Below are 21,819 nucleotides of genomic sequence, written 5' to 3' on the forward strand. Positions count from 1 at the left end.
CGTTAGCGCTCTTAAACCAGCGCCCCGTGGCAGTGCTTGAACTTGCGGCCCGATCCGCAGGGGCAGTCCGCGTTGCGCGGCGTCCGTTCCCAGCCGGCGGGCAGCAGCTCGACGGGCAGGCGAGCCCGGTCGTCGCCGGTGACCTGGCCTTCGGGGTTCTGGGCCAGGGGATCGGCCATTTCGTTGACGCCGGTGCCGGGGTTCAGGTGGATTTCCTGGAACTCGGGCATCTCCATCGCCGGCGGGGCCTCGAAGCGGAACTCCACCGTCATCAGCCAGCGCGTCACATTGTGCCGCAGCTCGTGCAGCAGGGTCTCGAACAGGCTGAAGGCCTCGGTCTTGTACTCGTTCAGCGGGTCACGCTGGCCATAGCCGCGCAGGCCGATGACGCCGCGCAGGTGGTCCAGATGCACCAGGTGCTCGCGCCACTGCATGTCGATCATCTGCATCAGGAACTGCTTTTCCAGTCCCCGCGTCTGGTCCGCCCCAAGCTGCTCCAGGCGTTCGGCGGCGCGGGCGTCGGCGGCGTCCTGCAGGCGCTGTTCGACCTCTTCGTTGGATACGCCTTCCTCGGCGGCCCAGTCGTGCAACGGCAGGTCCAGCCCCAGGGTGGACTTCACCTTCTCGTCCAGGCCGTCGATGTCCCACTGCTCGGCATAGGCCTTGGGCGGCATGAAGCGGTCGACCAGGTCGGTGACCACGTCGCGCCGGAACTCACCGACCAGTTCGGACAGGTCGTCGGAATCCATGAACTCCTGGCGCTGCTCGAACACGGCCTTGCGCTGGTCGTTCACGACGTCGTCGTATTTCAGCAGGTTCTTGCGGATGTCGTAGTTGCGGGTCTCGACCCGCTTCTGGGCCGTCTCCACCGCGCGGTTCAGCCAGGGGTGGCTGATCGCCTCGCCCTCGGCCACGCCGAAGTTGCGCATGATCGCGTCCAGCCGGTCGCCGGCGAAGATGCGCAGCAGGTCGTCCTCGCAGCACAGGAAGAATTTCGACGTGCCGGGGTCGCCCTGACGGCCGGTCCGGCCACGCAGCTGGTTGTCGATGCGGCGGCTCTCGTGGCGCTCGGTGCCCAGAACAAACAGGCCCCCGGCATCCAAAGCGATCTTCTTCTGGACCGCGATGTCCGCCTTCAGCCGCGCCTCTTCGGCGGCCAGCATCTCGGGCGTGACCTCGACGGCCATGTTGCGCTGGTCCTGACGGTATTTGTCCAGACGCATTTCCAGGTTGCCGCCCAGCTGAATGTCGGTGCCGCGACCGGCCATGTTGGTGGCGATGGTGACCGCGCCGGGCAGGCCCGCATCGGCGACGATGAAGGCTTCCTGTTCGTGCTGACGCGCGTTCAGGACGCTGTGGGGGATGCCCTTGAACTTGGTCTCGTATTTGATGTCGTAGGCGGCGTCGCCGATCTTGGCGGCCTCCTTGTCCTTGCCGACGAACTCCGGCTTCAGGGTGCGCGACACCTCCACCTTGTGCTCGTAGCTGTTCAGGATCTCCGACAGCTGCTCGGACTTCTCGATCGAGACGGTGCCGACCAGGATCGGCTGACCGCGCTCGCGGCACTCGGCGATCTGGCGCGCGATGGCCTGAACCTTCTCGGCATAGGTCCGATAGACCTCGTCGTCGTGGTCGATGCGCTGGACCGGGCGGTTGGTCGGAACCTCGAGCACGTCCATCTTGTAGATGTCGTGGAATTCCTGGGCCTCGGTCGCGGCCGTGCCGGTCATGCCGGACAGCTTTTCGTAGAGGCGGAAATAGTTCTGGATCGTCACCGAGGCCAGGGTCTGGTTCTCGGGCTGGATCTTGACGTCCTCCTTGGCCTCGATGGCCTGGTGGAGGCCCTCGGACAGGCGGCGCCCGGTCATCATGCGACCCGTGAACTCGTCGATCAGGACGACCTCTCCGGCCTTGATGATGTAGTCCTTGTCCTTCTGATACAGGGTGTTGGCGCGCAGCGCCTGATTGACGTGGTGCACCAGGCTGATGTTGGCGGCGTCGTACAGACCCGTCGTGTCCTCGGCGAAATGGCCGCCTTCTTCCAGCAGCTGCTCGATCTTTTCGGAGCCTTCCTCGGTCAGCAGCGACTGACGCTGCTTCTCGTCGAGATCGAAAGTCGTGGGGTCCTTGATCAGGTCCTTCACCAGGGCGTCGCAGATCTTGTAGAGGTCCGAACGATCCTCGGTCGGGCCTGAGATGATCAGCGGGGTACGCGCTTCGTCGATCAGAATGGAATCGACCTCGTCGACGATGGCGAAATGGTGCGGGCGCTGCACCATCTCGCGCCGGTCATAGACCAGGTTGTCGCGCAGATAGTCGAAGCCGAACTCGTTGTTGGTGCCGTAGGTGATGTCGGCGTTGTAGGACGCCTGGCGCTGACCCTGAGACAGGCCGTTCACGATCACCCCGACCTCGAGCCCCAGGAAACGATAAACCCGGCCCATCCATTCGGCGTCGCGCCGGGCCAGATAGTCGTTGACGGTGATGACGTGGACGCCCTTGCCCGACAGGGCGTTCAGATACACCGGGGCCACCGCGACCAGGGTCTTGCCCTCGCCGGTGCGCATCTCGGCGATGCCGCCCTCGTGCAGGATCATGCCGCCGGTCAGCTGCACGTCGTACTGGCGCTGGCCCAGCACCCGCTTGGAGGCCTCGCGCGACACGGCGAAGGCGTCGTCGAGCAGCTTGTCCAGGCTTTCGCCCGCCGCGACCCGATCCTTGAAGGTCTGGGTCATCATGCGCAGCTCGTCGTCGGACAGGGCGGCGTATTTCGGCTCCAGAGCGTTGATCTTCTGGACCCGGCCCATGAAGTCCTTGACCTTGCGGTCGTTGGAAGAGCCGAAGAGTTTCTTGGCAAAGCCGAGCATGGGCGGTCCGGAAGCGGTCGAGCGGTCTATGGCTCTGGGAATGCCCTGAACGGGCGTCGATGAACGCCGCGTGAGTGGCTGCCGGACGAGGCGGCGCAACAGGCCGCGCAACGAAGCGAAAACCCCTCGACTTGGGCGCAGGCGGGACTTAAGCACCGGCCATACCCCTGTCAACGCGAGGGGCTTTTTGGCCCGGCGTTTGGACCCCTTCAGTCGGGACGGAGCGTCCGATGCGACATTCGCGCAACCCCCTCGTTTTGATCGCCTTTGGGGCCCTTCTGGCGTTGGCCGCCTGTGGACGCGGCGGGGGGAACGACCAGCCGCCGGAACCGGGCGACCGGGCGGTGGCCCGGGTGCAGGACCAGACGATCTGGGCCTCCGACGTCAAGCGCGAGGCGGTGGCACAAGGCCTGGTGGGCGAGGGCGAGCCGCTGGACATCACCTCCAACCTGTTCCGGCGCGTGCTGGACGAGGTTGTCGATCAGAAGCTGCTGGCCCGCGAGGCCGAACGGCGGGGCCTGGACAACTCCGCCCTGGCCCAGCGGCGGCTCGAGGCGACGCGCGAGCGCATCCTGGGCGACATGCTGGTCGAGAACGTCGTCAACGGGGCGATCTCCGATCAGGCCGTCCAGACCCTGTACCAGGAGCAGTTGCGCCTGGCCCGTACGTCGGAGGAAATCCGCGTCCGCCTGATCCTGTCGCGGACCAAGCCCGAAGCCGACGCGGTGCTGGGCATCCTGGGGCAGGGCGCCAGCTTCGAGGCCGTGGCCCAGGAGCGTTCGATCGACGAGGCGACGCGCTTTTCCGGGGGTGACCTCGGCTATTCGACCGCCGACGTCATGCCGCAGGCCTATGCCAATGCGCTGAGGGAGGCCCCGGCGGGCTCCACCGTCGGCCCGTTCCAGACCGAGGGCGGCTGGGCCGTCCTTCGCGTCGAGGACCGGCGTCGCGAAAGCCCGCCGACGCTCGATCAGGCACGGCCGCAGATCGTGCGCTATCTGACCTATGAAGGCGTGCGCCAGCTGCTGGAGGAGCTGCGTGGCAAGGCCAAGGTCGACGTGCTGCTGGCCGCTGAAGGGAATGCGCCACAGGAACCTGCCTCGGCCCCGCGCGCGGCCGCGCCGACGACCCCCACGCCCACCCCGACCGCCCCGGCAACCGCACCGACGGCGGCCGCACAGTGAGCGGCGATCCGAAAAAGCCCGTCTCGACCGGCAAGGCGATCGAACAGGCGTTCGAAAAGGCGCTGGATCCGTTCGCCACCGCCATCCGCAAGGCGACCCAGCCTCATGCACCCGCGTCCGTTGCTCAGGCGGCCCCCGGGAAACCGGGCCTGAAGGTCTCGCCTCTGGCGGTGCCATTTCCGACCATCCCGCCCGTCGGCGGCGTCGAGATCACAACGGCCCGCGCGGGCTTCTACAAGCACGAGCGCGACGATCTGGTGGTGTTCCGCTTCGCCCGGGGCACCACCTGCGCCGGGGTCTTCACCCGCCACAAGATCGGCTCTGCCCCCGTCGACTGGTGCAAGCGCCATCTGGACGGGGCAAGCGGCGGCGAGGACGTTCGCGCCCTGGTCGTCAACGCGGGTTGCGCCAATGCCTTCACGGGCAAGGCGGGGGCCGATGCCGCCCGTCGCACGGCCTCCGAGGTCGCCAAGCGGTTTGGCTGTCGCCAGCGCGACGTCATGCTGGCGTCCACCGGGGTGATCGGCGTCCTGTTGGACGACAAGAAGATCGCGGCGAAACTGCATGAGATCGAGACGAAGCTGGACGGCGACACGACGCCGACCGAGCAGTGGGCCGCCGCCGGTCGGGGCATCATGACCACCGACACCTTCCCCAAGGGCTCCTATGCCGAATGCCGCATCGACGGGGTCAAGGTCCGGATCGCCGGGATCGCCAAGGGGTCGGGCATGATCGCGCCCGACATGGCGACCATGCTGGCCTTCATCGTCACCGACGCCAGCATCCATCCGAATGTCCTGCGCGCCATGCTGGGCCTGCATGTCAGGACCACCTTCAACAGCGTGACTGTCGATGGCGACACCTCGACCAACGACACCTGTCTGCTGTTCGCCACGGGGGCCTCGGGCGCGCCGCGCATCGGCCGGCTGGGCGACCGGCGGCTGAAGGAGTTCTCGGTCGCGCTCGACAAGGTCATGCTGGACCTGGCGCACCAGCTGGTCCGGGACGGCGAGGGCGCGACCAAGTTCGTCCGCGTCACCGTGGACGGCGCCGCCAGCCCGGCGTCTGCCCGCAAGCTCGCCAAATCGATCGCCGACAGCCCCCTGGTCAAGACCGCCATCGCGGGTGAGGACGCCAACTGGGGTCGCGTCGTCATGGCGGTGGGCAAGACCGAGGAGCCGGTCGACCGCGACCACCTGGCCATCCGCTTCGGCCCGCATCAGGCCGCCGTGGATGGCGCGATCTCGCCCACCTACGACGAGGCGAAGATGAGCGCCTATATGAAGAACTCCGATATCGACATCAGCGTGGATGTGGGCTCGGGCCGGGCGTCGGCGACGGTGTGGACCTGCGATCTGACCAAGGGCTACATCGAGATCAACGGGGACTATCGGAGCTGATGATCGGCGCGATCGCATGCAGCGCTTTGAGCGACGCATGCCGCGTCATTCTTGAGCCATGCGAGGGCGGTGCCTGCTTGTTCGTTTTTCGAACACAGCATTCAGGCTCGCCGGAAGCGGATTACTTCTTCGAATCCGTAAATCAGGCCAAGGCCGTCGCGGAGAGTGATTACGGCGTGCCGTCGGATGGTTGGACGCCTTGGGCAGGCCCGACGTTCGGCTAGCCTAGGCCGCCGCCTGCTCGGCCTTCCTGACCGCGCTGGCGCGAATCTTTTCGCTCTCGGACTTCAGCTGCCCGCACGCCGCCAGGATGTCCCGTCCCCGCGGCGTGCGGATCGGCGAGGCATAGCCCGCCTTGTTCAGGATGGCGGCGAAGCGTTCGATCGTCTTCCAGTCCGAACATTCATAATCGGTGCCGGGCCAGGGGTTGAAGGGGATCAGGTTGACCTTGGCGGGGATGCCCTCGATCAGCTTGACCAGGGCGCGGGCCTCGTCGGGGCTGTCGTTGACCCCCTTCAGCATCACATATTCGAAGGTGACCCGGCGGGCGTTGGAGATGCCGGGATAGGCGCGGATGCCGTCCATCAGCTGTTGCAGCGGATACTTCTTGTTCAGCGGGACCAGGACGTCGCGCAGCGGGTCGTTGGTGGCGTGCAGGCTGATGGCCAGCATGGCCTGGGTGCGGGTGCCCAGCGGCTCCAGCATCGGCACCACGCCACTGGTTGAGACCGTGATGCGGCGGCGCGACAGGGCGATGCCCTCGTTGTCCGAGATGATGTCGATGGCGTCCGAGACGTGATCCAGATTGTAGAGCGGCTCGCCCATGCCCATGAAGACGATGTTGGACAGGCGGCGGTCTTCCTTGGGCGACGGCCATTCGTTCAGGTCGTCACGCGCCACCTGCACCTGGGCCACGATCTCGGAGGCGGTCAGGTTCCTGACCAGGGCCTGGGTGCCCGTGTGGCAGAAGGTGCAGTTCAGCGTGCAGCCGACCTGGCTAGACACGCAGAGGGCGCCCGCGCGGCCCACGTCGGGGATATAGACGGTCTCGATCTCGATGCCCGGCGCGGTGCGGATCAGCCATTTGCGCGTGCCGTCGGCGGACACCTGGCGCTCGACGATCTCGGGCCGGGCCAGGGTGAAGGCGTCGGCCATCTTCGCCTTGGCGTCCTTGGCCATGTTGGTCATGGCGTCGAAGTCAGTGACCCCGAAATGGTGGATCCAGCCCCACACTTGGCTGGCGCGCATCTTCGCCTTCTCCGGCGGACAGATGTCGGCGTCGATCAGCGCCTGACGCAGACCGCTGCGCGTCAGACCGGACAGGTTGACGGGAGCCTTGTGCGCGGGCGCGGAAACACGGGACAGGTCGAGCGTGACGCTCACGGGCAGGGATCCTTGGGTGGGGAGGCGAGGCGTATAGCACAAAACCCTCTCCCACTGGGAGAGGGACCGAAACTCACAAAATGAACCGGCTCAGGTCCGCGTTCTTCGACAGGTCGCCCACCTTCTCCCGCACCGCGTCACCGTCGAAGGCGACCGTCTGGCCCGACAGATCGGAGGCCTTGAAGGAGGTCTCCTCCAGCACCCGCTCGATCACGGTCACAAGCCGCCGCGCCCCGATGTTCTCGACCGCGCCATTGGCCGCCACCGCTGCGTCGGCCAGGGCCTCGACCGCATCCGGGGTGAAGGTCAGGGTCACATCCTCCGTGGCCAGCAACGCCTGGTTCTGGCGGATCAGGTTGGCCTCGGGCTCGGTCAGGATGCGCACGAAGTCGTCGCGGGTCAGGGCTTTCAGTTCGACCCGGATCGGCAGCCGGCCCTGAAGCTCGGGCAGCAGGTCGCTGGGCTTGGCGACATGGAAGGCGCCCGAGGCGATGAACAGCACATGGTCCGACTTCACCGGCCCGTATTTGGTCGAGACCGTTGTGCCCTCGATCAGGGGCAGCAGGTCGCGCTGCACGCCTTCGCGGGACACGTCGGCCCCGCCGCGATCCTGTCGTCCCGCGACCTTGTCGATCTCGTCGATGAAGACGATGCCTTCGTTTTCGGCCAGCAGCAGGGCCTCGCGGGTCAGGCTGTCCTGATCCAGCAGCTTGTCGCTCTCCTCGGCCAGCAGGGGTGCCATGGCGTCGCGCACGGTCGTCTTGACCGACTTCGTGCGTCCGCCGCCCAGCTTGCCCAGCATGTCCGAAAGATTCAGCAGGCCTACATTGCCGCCGCCCCCGACATCCAGGCCCTGGATCGGCGAGGATGTATCGGCCAGCTGCAGCTCGATCTCCTTGTCGTCCATCTCGCCGGCCCGCAGCTTCGTTCTGAAACTGTCGCGGGTCGCGGGCTGCGAACCGGGCCCCACCAGGGCGTCCAGGATCCGCTCCTCCGCCGCGCTTCCGGCCTTGGCCCGCACGCCGGTGCGGCGCTGGTCGCGCACCATGACCAGGGCGGCTTCCACCAGGTCTCGCATGATCTGATCCACGTCACGTCCGACGTAGCCGACCTCGGTGAACTTGGTCGCCTCGACCTTCAGGAAGGGCGATCCCGCCAGCCGGGCCAGACGTCGCGCGATCTCGGTCTTGCCGACGCCCGTCGGCCCGATCATCAGGATGTTCTTGGGCGTGACCTCGTCGCGCAGGTCGGCGGGCACGCGCTTGCGCCGCCAGCGGTTGCGCAGGGCGACCGCGACGGCGCGCTTGGCGTCATCCTGGCCGACGATGTAGCGGTCGAGTTCGGAAACGATCTCGCGGGGGGACAGGTCGGTCACGCGCGAGCTCCGCCCAGGGTCTCTACCGTCAGATTGCCGTTGGTGTAGACGCAGATGTCGGCGGCGATCGCCATGGCGCGACGGGCCACGGCTTCGGCATCCATGTCGGTGTTGTCGATGAGCGCGCGGGCGGCGGCCAGGGCATAGTTGCCGCCCGACCCCACGGCCGCGACGCCATATTCGGGCTCCAGCACATCGCCGACCCCGGTGACGGTGAAGATGGCGTCCTTGTCGGCCACCAGCAGCATGGCCTCCAGCCGACGCAGATAGCGATCCGTGCGCCAGTCCTTGGCCAGGTCGACGCAGGCCCTGGCCAGCTGATCCGGATATTGCTCCAGCTTGGCCTCCAGCCGCTCGATCAGGGTGAAGGCGTCGGCGGTGGCGCCGGCGAACCCCGCCAGCACCTTGCCGCCCGCCAGGGTCCGGACCTTGCGCGCCGCGCCCTTGACGATCGTCGCGCCCATGGAGACCTGGCCGTCACCGGCGATGACGGTGCGCCCGTCTTTGCGCACGGCCAGGATCGTGGTGCCGTGCCAGTCGGGGAAGGTGGGTGATGTCTGGCTCATGAATGCCAGATGGAGACGCAAATGCGGCGCGGCAAGCCGAAAGCTGAGCAAATACAATATGGCGGGCCGGCCACATTTCTACCAATGTAACAGGTTACATTGACACAATCATTTCAATAAATCTTCAATCCTGGGGTATGTCGTGCTTCACCGCCTCATCTATGTCAGCGAAGCCGTTGGGTCCACGGGCGTTTCGACCCTGTCCGTCGCCCAAATATTGGGCATCGCCGAACGCAACAATCGCCGTGACCACATCACGAGCGGCGTGATGTTTCACGACGGGTGGTGCCTTCATGCCATCGAGGGGGCGCGCGTCGATATCGATCGGCTGATGGGTCGGCTGCGTGAGGATCGGCGCCACAGGAACATCCGGGTGCTGGTCGACAGGCCGATCACGGCGCGCCGCTTCTGCGAGCCGATGGGATTGTGCCTCGACCCCGTGGCCATGCTGAAGGCGATCGGATCCCCGGACATGGCGGCCATCACCGGCTACGACGCCGAACGCATCGTCGAGATCAAATTGGCGGCGTGACGCCGTTCGCTCCAGCGCCTAGTGGGAGCGAATGGCATTTTCCCCCGAAGAGGTCGAACGCTACGCCCGTCATCTGGTCCTGGCCGAGATCGGCGGCCCGGGTCAGCAGAAACTGGCGGCCGCGACGATCCTGATCGTCGGTGCCGGCGGCGTCGGAGGACCGGCCGCCCTTTATCTGGCTGCGGCGGGCGTCGGGACGATCCGGATCGTGGATGGCGACACGGTCGCCCTGTCCAATCTGCAGCGCCAGATCCTGTTCGACACAGCCGATGTCGGTCATTCCAAGGTCGAGGCGGCCGCCGACCGGCTGGCCGCGATCAACCCCCACAGCCGCGTCGAGGCACTGTATTATCCCCTCATCGCGAACAACGCCGCAGCCCTGATCGCCGGCGCCGATATCGTGATCGACGGCACGGACGATTTCGTCACACGGCACGCCGTCAACGCGGCCTGCGTCATCGCGGGCTTGCCGCTGGTGTCCGGGGCGCTGGGTCGATGGAGTGGCCAGGTTGGGGTGTTCGCGGGCCGGCCCTGCTATCGCTGCCTGGTCCCCGACAGCCCCCCGGATGCGGAGACCTGCGCGCGTGTCGGCGTCGTCGGGGCCTTGGCGGGCGTCATCGGCGCGATGGCGGCGCTGGAGGCGATCAAGCTGATCACCGGGGCGGGCGAGCCCCTGACGGGTCGGCTGCTGATTTACGACGGCCTGTCGGCGACCAGCCGGACGGTGACCGTCACGGCCGATCCGGCGTGTCCGGTGTGCGGGCAATAGGCAATAGGGAACAGCAACCGTTTCAGAGCGGCAGCGGCTTGACCCGCTGTTGCCCGTTGCCTGTTCCCTATTCCCTGATCGTCACGCCCAGTCGGGACGCGCGCGCTTCTTGCGGAACGAGGGGTTCAGCGTCTGCTTGCGCAGACGGATCGACTTGGGCGTGACCTCAACCAGCTCGTCGTCCGAAATGTAGGCGATGGCCTGTTCCAGCGACATCTGGCGCGGTGGCGTCAGGCGGACGGCCTCGTCCTTGCCGGAGGCGCGGACGTTGGTCAGCTGCTTGCCCTTGATCGGGTTGACGTCCAGGTCGTCCCAGCGGGCGTTCTCGCCGATGATCATGCCCTCATAGGTCTTCTCGCCGGCGCCGACGAACATCACGCCGCGATCCTCGAGGTTCCACAGGGCGAAGGCGGCGGTGTCGCCGTCGGAGTTCGAGATCAGCACGCCCTTCAGACGGCCGGCGATCTCGCCCTTGAATGGCTCGTAGTGGCTGAACACGCGGTTCAGCACGCCCGAGCCGCGCGTGTCGGTCAGGAACTCGCCCTGATAGCCGATCAGCGACCGCGACGGCGCCTTCAGGCTGATGCGGGTCTTGCCGGCGCCCGACGGACCCATATCGGTCAGCTCGGCCTTGCGCTGCGACAGCTTCTCGATGACGACGCCGGAGTATTCGTCGTCGACGTCGATCATGACGTCCTCGATCGGCTCCATCTTCTCGCCGTTCGGGCCTTCCTGATAGACCACGCGCGGACGGCTGATGGAGACCTCGAAGCCTTCGCGGCGCATGTTCTCGATCAGCACGCCCAGCTGCAGTTCGCCACGGCCCGCGACCTCATAGGCGTCGCCGCCTTCGGTCGTCGTGACGCGGATGGCGACGTTGGCCTCGGCTTCCTTCAGCAGGCGGTCGCGGATGACGCGCGACTGGACCTTGTCGCCCTCGCGACCGGCCAGGGGGCTGTCGTTGACCGAGACCGTCATGGAGATGGTCGGCGGATCGATCGGCTGGGCGGGCAGGGCGTCGGTGACTTCCATGGCGCACAGGGTGTCGGCCACGGTCGCCTTGGACATGCCGGCGATGGCGACGATGTCGCCCGCCTCGGCGCCCTCGTCGACGGCCTGACGCTTCAGGCCGCGGAACGCCAGCACCTTGGTGATGCGGCCGCGTTCGATTTCCTTGCCTTCGCGGTCCAGGGCGTGGATCGCCATGCCGGGAACGGCCTTGCCGCTTTCGATGCGGCCGGTCAGCAGACGCCCGAGGAAGGGGTCCGACTCGATCAGCACGTTCAGCATCTGGAACGGCTTGTCCTTGTTCTCCTGCACCTTGGGCGGGGGAACGTGGTCGACGATCAGGTCGAACAGCGGGGCCAGGTTGTCGTTCGGCTGGTTCAGATCCATCGTCGCCCAGCCGTTGCGGCCCGAGGCGTAGATATGGGGGAAGTCCAGCTGCTCGTCGGTCGCGCCGATGGCGGCGAACAGGTCGAAAGCTTCGTTGTGCACGCGGTCCGGGTCGGCGTGGGCGCGGTCGACCTTGTTGATGCAGAGGATGGGCTTGAGACCCATCTTCAGGGCCTTGGTCAGGACGAACTTGGTCTGGGGCATCACGCCCTCTTCGGCATCCACCAGGATGACGCAGCCGTCCACCATGCCCAGGATGCGTTCGACCTCGCCGCCGAAGTCGGCGTGGCCGGGGGTGTCGATGATGTTGATGCGCGTCTCGCCGGCCTTGCCGTTCCAGAGCACGGAGGTGCACTTGGCCAGGATGGTGATGCCGCGTTCCTTCTCCTGATCGTTGGAGTCCATCGCGCGCTCGGTCGTCGCCTCATTGGCTCGGAAGACGCCGGACTGGGCCAGGAGCTGGTCCACCAGGGTCGTTTTGCCGTGGTCGACGTGGGCGATGATGGCGACGTTACGTAGGTTCATGGCCGAGGTTCTAATCTGTCAATGCGAAAAGGCGGCCGACAAATGCGGGGGCCGCTCGTTAGGGGCGTCATGCGGGGAGCGCGCGCCTCATACAGGCTGGACGCAGGAAAGGCCATAGGGGCGGTTTGACAGTCCACCGCGCCGGGCGCAGCCTTCGCCTTCAATCAGCGGGAGTGGGTCGATGAAGCGGACGATCGTTCTGGGCGTGGTCGCCCTGATGTGCGTGGCCGGGGTGGCGGGGGCTCAGGGCCAGGCGTCGCCCAGCCCGGCCGAGATCGTGGCCGCCCGCCAGGCCTCCTTCGACATGTCGGCGGTGACGCTCGGGGCCATCAAGTCCCAGCTGGATGCGGGCGCGCCGATGCAGGGCGTCGGTTTCGCGGCTTCCGGCCTGAACAAATGGGCCACGGCCCTTCCGACCATGTTCCCGGCCGGAACCGGCTCCGACAGCCTGCCGGGCGCGACCAAGGCCAAGGCCGAAATCTGGACGAACCGCGCCGACTTCGAGGCCAAGGCCGCCGCCTATGCCGCCGCGACGGCCGATCTTCAGGCCAAGGTCGCCGCTGGCGACACGGCGGGGGCTCTGGAGGCCTGGGGCACCGTGCGCGGCACCTGCGGCTCCTGCCACGACGCCTATCGGGAATAGACCGCCGCCTCAGACCTTGGCGGAGCGGCCTCGCACCCAGGCATAGAGGGCGACGGTCAGAGCGGCGAAGGCGACGATACCCGCCAGCATCGCGGGCCAGGTCGAACCCTCCGCGATCAGGGCGAAGGGGGCATCGTTCTTGGTCGCCACGATGACCCCGGCCGTCATGACCAGGAACAGGCTTTCGCCCACGATCAGACCGGAGGCCAGCAGCACGCCCATCCGGCGGCCGACATCGGCGAAGCGCGTTGTCTTGATCGCCCGGTCATAGACCCAGCCCGCGATGGCCCCGATCACCAGCATGGTGGTCACCGCGGCGGGCAGATAGAAGCCGATGCCGACGGCCAGGGGCGGCAGCTTGACCTTGCCCTTGGTGGTCGCGTTCAGCACGGCGTCCAGCACGATGATGACCACGCCGATCACGGCCCCGATGCCAATCAGGTCCCAGCGCAACCCGCCGTCGATCACGCCCTTGGCCAGGGCCGAGATCAGCGTCGCCTGGGGTGCCGCCAGGGGCTCGTCGGCGATGCCGGCCGGGCCGCCCTCGAAGCCGAAGGCCTGGTTCAGAAGATTCAGGATCAGGGGAATGACGATCGCGCCCGCGCCGACGCCGATGATCAGGGCGGTCTGCTGACGCCAGGGGGTGGCGCCGACCAGCTGGCCGGTCTTCAGGTCCTGCAGGTTGTCGTTGGCGATGACGGCCACGGCGAAGACCACCGCCGTCACGATCAGGGCGAAGGCCACCACCGACGGATCGGCGGGCAACCCCGACAGCGCCATGACCCCCAGCATCAGTACCGAGGCGATGACGATGGCCAGGATGCCGACGCCCGACACGGGGCTGTTGGACGACCCGATCAGCCCGGCCATATAGCCGCAGATGGCCGCCACCGCGAAGCCGATCACGACGACATAGACCAGGCCCCCGCCGACCAGCAGGGCGGTCGAACCCGCCAGCGTCGGATTGCTCTGGGCGAACACGGCCAGGATGCCTGCGATGCCGACCAGACAGGCGACGGAAAGAATGCCGACCAGATTGATCGGGATATCCTGCTCGGACCGCTCCAGAACCTCGCCGCCCACGCGACGTGCGTTGGCGGCCAGGGCCGAGGTCAGGCCGCCGACCAGCGGTCCGGCCAGTTTGATCAGGGTCCACAAGGCGGCCACGCCAATGACCCCCGCGCCCATGAAGCGGACCTCGTTGCGCCAGACGGTCGTCGCCAGCTCTTCCGGCGGCGCGCCCGCCGCGACGGTCGAGGCGATCGAGGAAATCCCGTGCGCGGCCAGCCAGGCCACCACATCGGGCGAGGTCATCAGCGGCACGAAGACGAACCAGGCGACGATCAGGCCGAACAGCTGGGCCAGACCGACCGTCAGACCGATCAGATGGCCAGCCCCCAGCAGGGCGAACTGCATGCCGAATCCCAGGCCCGTCGCCCCTCCGCCCAGCGACGCCGGCAGTTTGACGAATCGTGCCGCCTCGCCCGCGAACACCCGGGCCGAGACCAGCCAGGCATAGAAGGTCGAGACAATCGCGCCGACGACCACGACGGCCAGCCCGGCCTTGTTCTCGCGCACCGCGCTGTCGGTCTGCTCGGCCCCGCGCGATCCGACGGTCAGGACCTCCGCCGCCGCGACGCCTTCGGGGTAGGGCAGGCCCGCGTCGACCACCAGCGCCCGGCGCAACGGGATGGAGAAGGTGACGCCCAGCACCCCGCCGAACACGCAGATCAGCACCGATTCCCAGAACGGAAATCCGGTCCACCAGCCGACCATGACCAGGCCGGGAAGGACAAAGATGATCGAGCTCATGGCCCCACCGACCGACGCCACGGTCTGGACCGTCATGTTCTCCCAGATGGTCGAGGTCTTGAAGGCCCTCAGGATGGCCATGGAGATGACCGCCGCCGGGATCGCCGAGGCGAAGGTCAGACCCACCTTCAGGCCCAGATAGGTATTGGCGGCCGTGAAGATCACCGCCAGCAGACAGCCCAGGATCACGGCCCGGACGGTCAACTCCACACGCTTCGTGGGCACGGTGGGGGCGGTGGTCTGGGTCATTCGGCGATCCTTGCGGCTTCGGTCCGCGCGACCTAATCGAGAAAACCCCGCTTCGGCAACGTCCCTCTCACACCGGGCGAAGGCTCAGGCCGCGCCGGGGCGGTTCCGCTGTTCGCGCCGCGCACGCCGTGCCTCGACCGGACAGGCCAGGGTCAGGCGATGCAGGACGGCCAGAACCAGCCCGGTTATGGCCCACGATAGCAGCGTGTCGGACAGATAATGCCCGCCGAACGCCATCCGGTTGGCCGACAGGGCGACGCAGTAGATCAGGACGGTCGGCACGGTCCAGCGACGCCACTCGGGCGGTGTCATCACCCAGACGGCGGCCACCATCCACGCAGCCGACGAGGCCTCTCCGGATACGAAAGAGCAGTTGTGCGCGCAGCCGTCGCTGATCGTCCAGGCGGGCGTAAAGGTCGCGTCGCCGCCGAACAGATCCGTCTGGATCGGGCGCGGCCGTCCCCACATCGACTTCAGCAGCCCGTTGACGATCAGCCCTGGCCCGATGGCCAGCCCGGCCAGCAGCACGACCGCGCGGCGGCTGTAGTGCCGGAACCGGCCGACCTGACCCCTCAGCCCAAGAGCCACTTCACCCAGCAGGCCCAGAACGATCATCATCAGCGCATAGGTGGACGACTTGCGGAATGCCTGCAGCACGACATTGTCGGCCAGGAAGAAGCCCGCGTCCTGCGAATAGAACAGTCTGGCCACCGCCAGATCGACGCCCGGAAGCAGCACGAAATAGGCCGAGAGGGCCAACAGGGCGATCCCCGCGATCGCCACGGGCTCCTGGATACGCACGCCTGCCGCCAGGGACAGGCGCACGCGCGCGGCCTCGCGACGCAGGCCGTGCAGGCTGAACCGGGGTCGGGACCGTCTGCGTGTCCCGTCCGCTGTGATGTGAGCCATCGAACCCCCCGACACGAAGCTGAGCCCAAGCCCTGCCTCTTTATTGCGGAGGATGCATCACGGAAACATAGGTGTTCGGTGGCGATCACGTTGCGGTTCGGTTGAAAACGTTCCGTTATCGGTCGAACTGGTGCCGCAGGGTCTGTTCCGAACCCCCTTCACCCCATGTATCCTGTCCGCTAGACCGCGCCATGCCTGAACTTCCCGAGGTCGAGACGGTCCGCAGGGGCCTTGAGCCCGTCCTCGTCGGGGCGCGACTGACCCATGTGCGACAGAATCGCCCGGACCTGCGCTTTCCGTTTCCCGAGCGGTTCGTGGAGCGGCTGTCGGGCGCGGTGGTCGAGCGGATAGACCGCCGCGCGAAGTATCTGCTGACGGCCCTGTCCACCGGCGAGACCTGGGTCACCCACCTGGGCATGACCGGCCGTTTCACGGTCGATGGCCAGCAGCTCGGCGAGTTCGAGGAGCCCGCCCCGATCAGCGGCAAGCACGAACACATGAGCCTGTGCGCGCTCCGCGACGGCGCGGCGACCCGGATCGGGTTCGCCGACGCCCGCCGCTTCGGCTTCATGGGCCTGATGGCGACCGACGCGGTCGACAGCCACCCCTGGTTCGCCGGATTGGGGCCGGAACCGCTCGGCAACGGCTTCTCAGGCGCGCATCTGGCCGAGGCCTTCGACGGCAAGAAACAGAACATCAAGGTGTCGCTGCTGGATCAGCGGATCGTGGCGGGGCTGGGCAACATCTATGTCTGCGAGGCCCTGTATCGCGCCCGCATCTCGCCGAAGGCTGCGGCGGGCAAGGTCTCGCGGCCCCGGCTGGAGCGGCTGGCGGTCGTCGTTCGCGACGTGCTGAACGACGCCATCGCGGCCGGTGGATCGACGCTGAGGGACTTCGCCAACGCCGACGGCGGCCAGGGCTATTTCCAGCACCGGTTCGACGTCTATGGCCGCGAGGGTCAGCCCTGTCTGGGCGAGGGCTGCACAGGCGTGGTGAAGCGCATCGTCCAGGGCGGCCGCTCGACCTTCTACTGCCCGACCTGCCAGAAGCGATGACCGATCACCGCATCATCCTGTTCCGTGCCATGAACACCGGCGGCATCCGCGCGCCCGTGACCGAGCAGCGTACGATGGCCGAGGCGATGGGGCTGAGCAATCCGCGCACCCTACTGGCCAGCGGCAATCTGGTGGTCGAGAGCGACCGCGACCCCGCCGAGCTGGAAGCCGCGATCGAGGCGGAGACGGAGCAGCGCTTCGGTCGACGTATCGAGGCGCTGGTTCGCACGCCCGCGCAGTGGACCGAGCTGATGGCGGCTAACCCCTTCCCAGAGTCCGCTAAGACCGATCCGTCGCGGTTGCTGGTCATGGTGATGAAGGGCGAGATCAAGCCGGGCGCGGTCGAGGCCCTGCGCGGCTTCGCGGTCGGCGACGAGGGTGTCGAGGCGGCGGGCGGCAACCTCTACATGTGGCACCCCGACGGCATCGGTTCGTCGAAGATGGCCGAGAAGGCCCAGCCGCGGCTGATCGGCGCCGGCACCGGTCGCAACTGGAACACGGTGGTCAAGCTCGCGGCCATGGTCGGGCTGTGACGACGCAGGCTTGATCCAGAGCCCCGGCTCGCGCGATGCTGTCGCTTACAGCCTCCCCAAGGACGACCGACATGATCGAGATGGTGATCGATGCCCGCAAGAAGGACCTTGGCGGGTTCGAGGTCGGGCGCATCCTGCCCTTCCATTCGCGCCGGATGGTCGGGCCCTTCATCTTCCTGGATCACATGGGGCCGGCCGAGTTCGCGCCGGGTTCCGAGGCGATTAACGTGCGGCCCCACCCCCACATCGGCCTGTCGACCCTGACCTATCTGTTCGAGGGCGAGATCATGCACCACGACAGCCTGGGCTATAACCAGGCGATCCGTCCGGGCGAGGTCAACTGGATGACGGCGGGCAAGGGCATCGTCCATTCCGAACGGACCGACCCGCTGAAGAAGGCGCAAGGCGGCCCCATGAACGGCATGCAGGCCTGGATCGCCCTGCCCGACGAGGCCGAGGAGACGGATCCCAGCTTCCAGCACTATGGCGAGGATGCCTTGCCGGCCTATGACAACGCCGGCCTGTTCGCGCGGCTGGTGGCGGGCGAGGCCTATGGCGCCAAGGCCAATGTGAAGACCTCCTCGCCGCTGTTCTACGTCCACTGGGAGATGCAGCCGGGCGTGCGCACCACCCCGCCGGCCGGCAAGGGCGCGGGCGGCATGTCGGAGCGGGCGCTGTATGTGGCCAAGGGCCAGGTCGAGGTGGGCGACCGAACCTTCCACGAGGGCCAGATGATCGTGCTGGAACCCCACGCCGAGCCGACCGTGAAGTCCCTGACCCAGGCTACCGTCATGGCCCTGGGCGGCGAGCCGGTGGGTCAGCGGATCATCTGGTGGAACTTCGTCTCGTCGTCCCAGGCCCGTCTGGACCAGGCCAAGGCCGACTGGCAGGCGGGCCGGATGAAGCTGCCCGACGAGGACGATCTGGAGTTCATCCCCCTGCCGGAGGACGCGGCCGTCACGACCCGGTCCGAGCCGATCAAGCCCGAGCCGACGCACCCGGTCTAGTCACCAAACCGCACTCCCGTGACCTTGGCTACCCAGTCGGTCACGGTGGTCAGCGCCAAGGGCGAGACCGTCTCCTCGATCGTTCCATATTCTCCAGGCAGACCGGTGGTCGCGGTCTGCATCAGATGGTTGAGGCCGGGCAGGACGACGATCTCGGCCGATGGCTGGATTCGGCGCAGAGCCTCGACGTCCAGGGCTGCGGGCACCTGCACATCCTTGTCGCCATAGACGGCCAGCAACGGCACGGTCAGGGCGGCGAGCGCCGGTGCAGGGTCGTAGGCGGCGAAGTGGCGATACCAGCCCGAGGCGAAGGCGGCGGTGCTGCCATGAGCCTGCGCCAGAGGCGTTCCGGCCTCGACCAGTATGGCCTCGGCGGCTGAAGCGGCTGCGGGGCCGTCGTCCTTGTTGGCGACCACGGCGGCCATGATCCGGCCCTGCATGTCACGGACCTCGGCGACCTGTTCGGGGGTGCGGCCGGCGGCGGCGGCGATCATCGCTGCCTGTTCGGTGATGATCTCGGCACCCGGCACAGCCGGTCCCGCGAGCATGACGACAAAGGCGGCGGGCGCGCCGTCCTGCACAGCCAGCGGCGCGATGGCCCCGCCTTCGCTGTGGCCCATCAGGCCGATGCGGGTGGGATCGATCTGTGCCTGCGTCTGCAGGAAGGCGATCGCGGCCTGGGCGTCGGTGGCAAAGTCGGCCGTGGTCTCATTCGGCCCGCCGCCGCCCGACCCGCCTATGCCCCGGTCGTCATAGCGCAGGACGGCGATGCCGCGACGGGTCAGGGCGTCGGCCCAGACGGCGAAGGGCTTGTGATCGAAGATGGTCTCGTCCCGGTCCTGCGCGCCCGATCCCGTCAGCAGGACGACAGCCGGAAACGGCCCCGCACCATCCGGCACGGTCAGGGTGCCCGCCAGCGTGATGTTGGCCCCCTCGTTGCGGAACGTCACATTCTCGGCCGCGTAGGGAAACGATGGCTGTGGCGTCTGGGGCCGTTTCGGACCGGCGGGCTCGGCCGTGCTGGCGGCACGCGTGAGGATCAGCGGCAGGGAGGCCGACCCTTGGGTCCAGGTCCCGGTCCACGTTTTTCCATCAGCCGCGACCGCGCCCTCGAAACCGCCCCGCGCCGCCGGGACGGCGAAGCGGACGACGCCGCCGGTCTGAGCAAGGCTTGAGACCGGGATGCCGCGCACGTTCTGGGCCGGGCTGTCCATCGCGGTCACCAGGCCGTCGGGACCCTGTTCGACCCGGATGACGATGGGCAGGGACGTTCCGCCGACGTTCAGCACGCCCTCCCACCGACCGACCAGATCGGCCCCCTCGCTCTGGGTCTGGGCCGCCTCCGCCTGAACCATTTCCATCGCCACGATCATCACAGAAGCCCCTGACAGGTTGCGTCGTGAGATTGCGCCTGTGCGAGGCCCCTATCCAGTCCAATCGGAGCGGTCCGATCCGATTGCGGCGGGCGTGTCGCCGGTGCACGGTGCCGCCCGAACCGAGAGCGAACCGGCCCATGCAGACCCGCATCATAAAGACAGACGGCCTGACCCAGCAGGTGCTGGAGGACGGTCCCGAGGGCGGGCCGCTGGTCCTGCTGATCCACGGCTTCCCGGAGCTGGGCGTCAGCTGGCGGGCGCAGGTCAAGGCGCTGGGCGAGGCAGGTTACCGCGCCGTCGCGCCGGACATGCGCGGCTATGGCGGGACCGACAAGCCGGAGCGCACCGAGGACCACTCGATCCTCCATCTGGTCGGCGACATGGTCGATCTGGTCCGGGCGCTGGGGCGGAGCACATGCACCGTCGTCGGTCACGACTGGGGGGCACCCGTCGCCTGGCACTGCGCGCTGATGCGGCCGGACCTGTTCACGGCCGTGGCGGGTTTGTCGGTGCCGTTCCAGCCGCGCCGGGCGGGCGGACCGCCGACCCCGGCCATGGCGGCCCTGGCGCGGCGGGCGGGCAAGGGCGAGCTGTACATGAACCAGTTCCAGGCCCCGGACGCCCATCTGATCTTCGAGACGGACGTGGCGGCGGGCTTGCGCAAGGGCTTCTACAGCTATGACGGGGCGACGCCGGACGAGCGGCAATCGACGGGCTTCATCGCGCCCGGCCACGACTTCCTGTCCGAGGTTCCCGACGACGCCACCCTGCCGCCCTGGATGAGCCCGGGACATTTCGCCGAATACGTCTCGGCCTTCGGCGCGGGCGGGTTCAAGGGGCCGATCGACTGGTATCGGTGCCTGGATCTGAACTGGTCCCTGACCGCCTTCCTGCAGGGCCAGAAGATCCGTCAGCCGTCCATGTTCATGGTCGGGGAACGCGATCCTGTCCGCCACTATGCCGGTCAGCACGAGGCGGGGCTGAAGGACTGGCTGACCGACCTGCGAAAGCAAACGGTGCTGCCGGGCGCGGGCCACTGGCTGCAGCAGGAACGGCCGGATGACGTCAACGCGGCCCTGATCGAGTTCCTGAAGTCGCTGTGATCCCGGCTGAAAAAAATCGTCTGCACCGTGCAGACCGTGCAGACCGTGTGTTTTTCCTCCTCGAAAAAAATTCGTCGCCATAGTGCAGACCGTGCAGATCGAGCGGTCTGTCGCTCCCTCTCCGCTCACCAAGCTGGCATCATAAACCCCGCGGGAGGCATGTTCGGTTCACGACGTCATTCGAATGAACCGTCGTTGATCCGTCGAAAGATTTCCGGGCCAGTTCGACACAGTCCAAACCATCTTGGCACCCACCGGGCCGGTCGTGCATTGTCCCTGCCATGACGCGCATGACCAGTTTCTCCGACGGCACCTCCGTCCCCATCCTCGGTCAGGGGACCTGGATGATCGGTGACGATCCGAAGACGCGCGATGCCGAGCAGGCGGCGCTGAGCCGGGGCATTGATCTGGGGCTGACCCTGGTCGACACGGCCGAACTGTATGGCGACGGGCGGTCCGAACGGCTGGTGGGCGAGGTCATCGCCGGGCGGCGCGACGAGGTCTTCCTGGTGTCCAAGATCAAGCCCGAGAACGCGGGCGAAATGACCATGATGCTTCACTGCGAGAAGAGCCTCGAGCGGCTGGGGGTCGAACGGCTGGATCTGTATCTGCTGCACTGGTCGAGCCGCCATCCGCTGGAGGAGATCGTCGCCGGGTTCGAGGAGCTGATCGACGAGGGGATGATCGCGCGCTGGGGCGTGTCCAACCTGGACATCAAGACCATGAACCGGCTGGAGCAGATCGAGGGCGGGGACCTGTGCTCGGCCAATCAGGTCCTCTATCACCTGGGCTCGCGCGGCATCGAGTTCGACCTGCTGCCGTGGGCGCAGGAGCGGATCATGCCGGTGATGGCCTATTCGCCGCTGGGCCGGGGCGACATCCTGAACCACCCGGCGATCCAGGCCGTCGCCGACCGCCACGACGCCACCCCGGCGCAGATCGCCCTGGCGGCAGTGCTGCGTCAGGAGGGGGTGATCGCCATTCCCAAGGCGTCGACGGTGGAGCACGTCGAGGCCAACGCCGCCGCGCTGGAGATCGAACTGGACGCCGAGGACATCGAGACGCTGGACCGGGCGTTTCCGCCGCCGACGGAAAGCCGTCCGCTGGATATCATTTGAGTTTCCTTCTCCCCTTGC

The 21,819-nt window shown here is 67.3% G+C and carries 19 protein-coding genes; 11 read left to right on the forward strand and 8 right to left on the reverse strand.

What is annotated here, in order from left to right:
• Positions 1–11: 11 nt before the first annotated feature.
• Positions 12–2,867 carry a preprotein translocase subunit SecA gene (secA, locus tag AC1DW4_RS08520; RefSeq protein ID WP_477016812.1) on the reverse strand — a complete coding sequence of 952 codons (2,856 nt, stop codon included), beginning with the start codon at positions 2,865–2,867 and terminating at the stop codon, positions 12–14.
• A 230-nt stretch (positions 2,868–3,097) separates the two neighbouring features.
• Between secA and AC1DW4_RS08525 the strand changes: the two genes are divergently transcribed.
• Genes AC1DW4_RS08525 through AC1DW4_RS08535 form a run of 3 tightly spaced genes read left to right on the forward strand, consistent with a single transcriptional unit; the run spans position 3,098 to position 5,675 of the window.
• A complete protein-coding gene (locus AC1DW4_RS08525) occupies positions 3,098–4,051 on the forward strand; it encodes a peptidyl-prolyl cis-trans isomerase (RefSeq protein ID WP_477016813.1) in 954 nt (317 codons plus the stop codon).
• The gene (gene argJ, locus AC1DW4_RS08530) at positions 4,048–5,451 is read left to right on the forward strand and encodes a bifunctional glutamate N-acetyltransferase/amino-acid acetyltransferase ArgJ (protein WP_477016814.1); all 1,404 of its coding nucleotides are present in this window, start codon (positions 4,048–4,050) and stop codon (positions 5,449–5,451) included. Before AC1DW4_RS08525 ends, argJ begins: the two co-directional genes overlap by 4 nt.
• Positions 5,451–5,675, forward strand: a complete 225-nt coding sequence (locus AC1DW4_RS08535) for a hypothetical protein (RefSeq protein ID WP_477016815.1) — start codon at positions 5,451–5,453, stop codon at positions 5,673–5,675. The genes argJ and AC1DW4_RS08535 overlap by 1 nt, the downstream gene beginning before the upstream one ends.
• A 1-nt stretch (position 5,676) precedes the next feature.
• On the opposite strand, the gene rlmN is transcribed toward AC1DW4_RS08535, so the two are convergent.
• The 3 genes from rlmN to hslV form a co-directional block, all read right to left on the reverse strand.
• On the reverse strand, positions 5,677–6,834 hold the full coding sequence (gene rlmN / locus AC1DW4_RS08540; RefSeq protein WP_477016816.1) for a dual-specificity RNA methyltransferase RlmN: 1,158 nt from the start codon (positions 6,832–6,834) through the stop codon (positions 5,677–5,679).
• A gap of 73 nt (positions 6,835–6,907) precedes the next feature.
• Positions 6,908–8,209 (reverse strand): ATP-dependent protease ATPase subunit HslU, encoded by a 1,302-nt coding sequence (hslU, locus tag AC1DW4_RS08545; protein WP_477016817.1) that lies wholly within the window; start codon positions 8,207–8,209, stop codon positions 6,908–6,910.
• Entirely contained in the window at positions 8,206–8,775 is a 570-nt protein-coding gene (gene hslV / locus AC1DW4_RS08550) for an ATP-dependent protease subunit HslV (protein WP_477016818.1), read from the reverse strand. Before hslV ends, hslU begins: the two co-directional genes overlap by 4 nt.
• Before the next feature lie 142 nt (positions 8,776–8,917).
• Here hslV and AC1DW4_RS08555 point away from each other — a divergent pair, with 142 nt between their 5' ends.
• Together AC1DW4_RS08555 and AC1DW4_RS08560 are read left to right on the forward strand one after the other, a co-directional pair.
• A complete protein-coding gene (locus tag AC1DW4_RS08555) occupies positions 8,918–9,307 on the forward strand; it encodes a BLUF domain-containing protein (RefSeq protein WP_477016819.1) in 390 nt (129 codons plus the stop codon).
• Positions 9,308–9,338: 31 nt separating this feature from the next.
• A complete protein-coding gene (locus AC1DW4_RS08560; RefSeq protein WP_477016820.1) occupies positions 9,339–10,076 on the forward strand; it encodes a HesA/MoeB/ThiF family protein in 738 nt (245 codons plus the stop codon).
• An 81-nt stretch (positions 10,077–10,157) separates the two neighbouring features.
• On the opposite strand, the gene typA is transcribed toward AC1DW4_RS08560, so the two are convergent.
• Positions 10,158–11,996 (reverse strand): translational GTPase TypA, encoded by a 1,839-nt coding sequence (typA, locus tag AC1DW4_RS08565; RefSeq protein ID WP_477016821.1) that lies wholly within the window; start codon positions 11,994–11,996, stop codon positions 10,158–10,160.
• A gap of 181 nt (positions 11,997–12,177) precedes the next feature.
• On the opposite strand from typA, the gene AC1DW4_RS08570 reads away from it, so the two are divergent.
• Positions 12,178–12,639 (forward strand): c-type cytochrome, encoded by a 462-nt coding sequence (locus AC1DW4_RS08570; protein WP_477016822.1) that lies wholly within the window; start codon positions 12,178–12,180, stop codon positions 12,637–12,639.
• A gap of 9 nt (positions 12,640–12,648) precedes the next feature.
• On the opposite strand, the gene AC1DW4_RS08575 is transcribed toward AC1DW4_RS08570, so the two are convergent.
• Both AC1DW4_RS08575 and AC1DW4_RS08580 read right to left on the reverse strand, forming a co-directional pair.
• On the reverse strand, positions 12,649–14,700 hold the full coding sequence (locus AC1DW4_RS08575) for an OPT family oligopeptide transporter (RefSeq protein WP_477016823.1): 2,052 nt from the start codon (positions 14,698–14,700) through the stop codon (positions 12,649–12,651).
• Positions 14,701–14,784: 84 nt separating this feature from the next.
• Complete coding sequence (locus AC1DW4_RS08580; RefSeq protein ID WP_477016824.1) at positions 14,785–15,609, reverse strand: phosphatase PAP2 family protein; 825 nt, start codon at positions 15,607–15,609, stop codon at positions 14,785–14,787.
• Between the two features lie 191 nt (positions 15,610–15,800).
• Here AC1DW4_RS08580 and mutM point away from each other — a divergent pair, with 191 nt between their 5' ends.
• The 3 genes from mutM to AC1DW4_RS08595 all read left to right on the forward strand — a co-directional run bounded on the left by mutM (position 15,801) and on the right by AC1DW4_RS08595 (position 18,204).
• Entirely contained in the window at positions 15,801–16,664 is an 864-nt protein-coding gene (gene mutM, locus AC1DW4_RS08585) for a bifunctional DNA-formamidopyrimidine glycosylase/DNA-(apurinic or apyrimidinic site) lyase (protein ID WP_477016825.1), read from the forward strand.
• The gene (locus AC1DW4_RS08590) at positions 16,661–17,197 is read left to right on the forward strand and encodes a DUF1697 domain-containing protein (protein WP_477016826.1); all 537 of its coding nucleotides are present in this window, start codon (positions 16,661–16,663) and stop codon (positions 17,195–17,197) included. Before mutM ends, AC1DW4_RS08590 begins: the two co-directional genes overlap by 4 nt.
• A gap of 71 nt (positions 17,198–17,268) precedes the next feature.
• Positions 17,269–18,204 carry a pirin family protein gene (locus AC1DW4_RS08595; protein WP_477016827.1) on the forward strand — a complete coding sequence of 312 codons (936 nt, stop codon included), beginning with the start codon at positions 17,269–17,271 and terminating at the stop codon, positions 18,202–18,204.
• On the opposite strand, the gene AC1DW4_RS08600 is transcribed toward AC1DW4_RS08595, so the two are convergent.
• The gene (locus AC1DW4_RS08600) at positions 18,201–19,577 is read right to left on the reverse strand and encodes an alpha/beta hydrolase family protein (RefSeq protein ID WP_477016828.1); all 1,377 of its coding nucleotides are present in this window, start codon (positions 19,575–19,577) and stop codon (positions 18,201–18,203) included. The two genes, AC1DW4_RS08595 and AC1DW4_RS08600, sit on opposite strands and share 4 nt — an antisense overlap.
• A gap of 140 nt (positions 19,578–19,717) precedes the next feature.
• Here AC1DW4_RS08600 and AC1DW4_RS08605 point away from each other — a divergent pair, with 140 nt between their 5' ends.
• Positions 19,718–20,683: an alpha/beta fold hydrolase gene (locus tag AC1DW4_RS08605; RefSeq protein WP_477016829.1), complete on the forward strand. Its 966-nt coding sequence runs from the start codon at positions 19,718–19,720 to the stop codon at positions 20,681–20,683.
• 290 nt (positions 20,684–20,973) lie between these two features.
• A complete protein-coding gene (locus AC1DW4_RS08610) occupies positions 20,974–21,801 on the forward strand; it encodes an aldo/keto reductase (protein ID WP_477016830.1) in 828 nt (275 codons plus the stop codon).
• The last annotated feature ends 18 nt before the right edge of the window (positions 21,802–21,819 follow it).

It is taken from the genome of Brevundimonas sp. P2_A6, assembly GCF_056404975.1.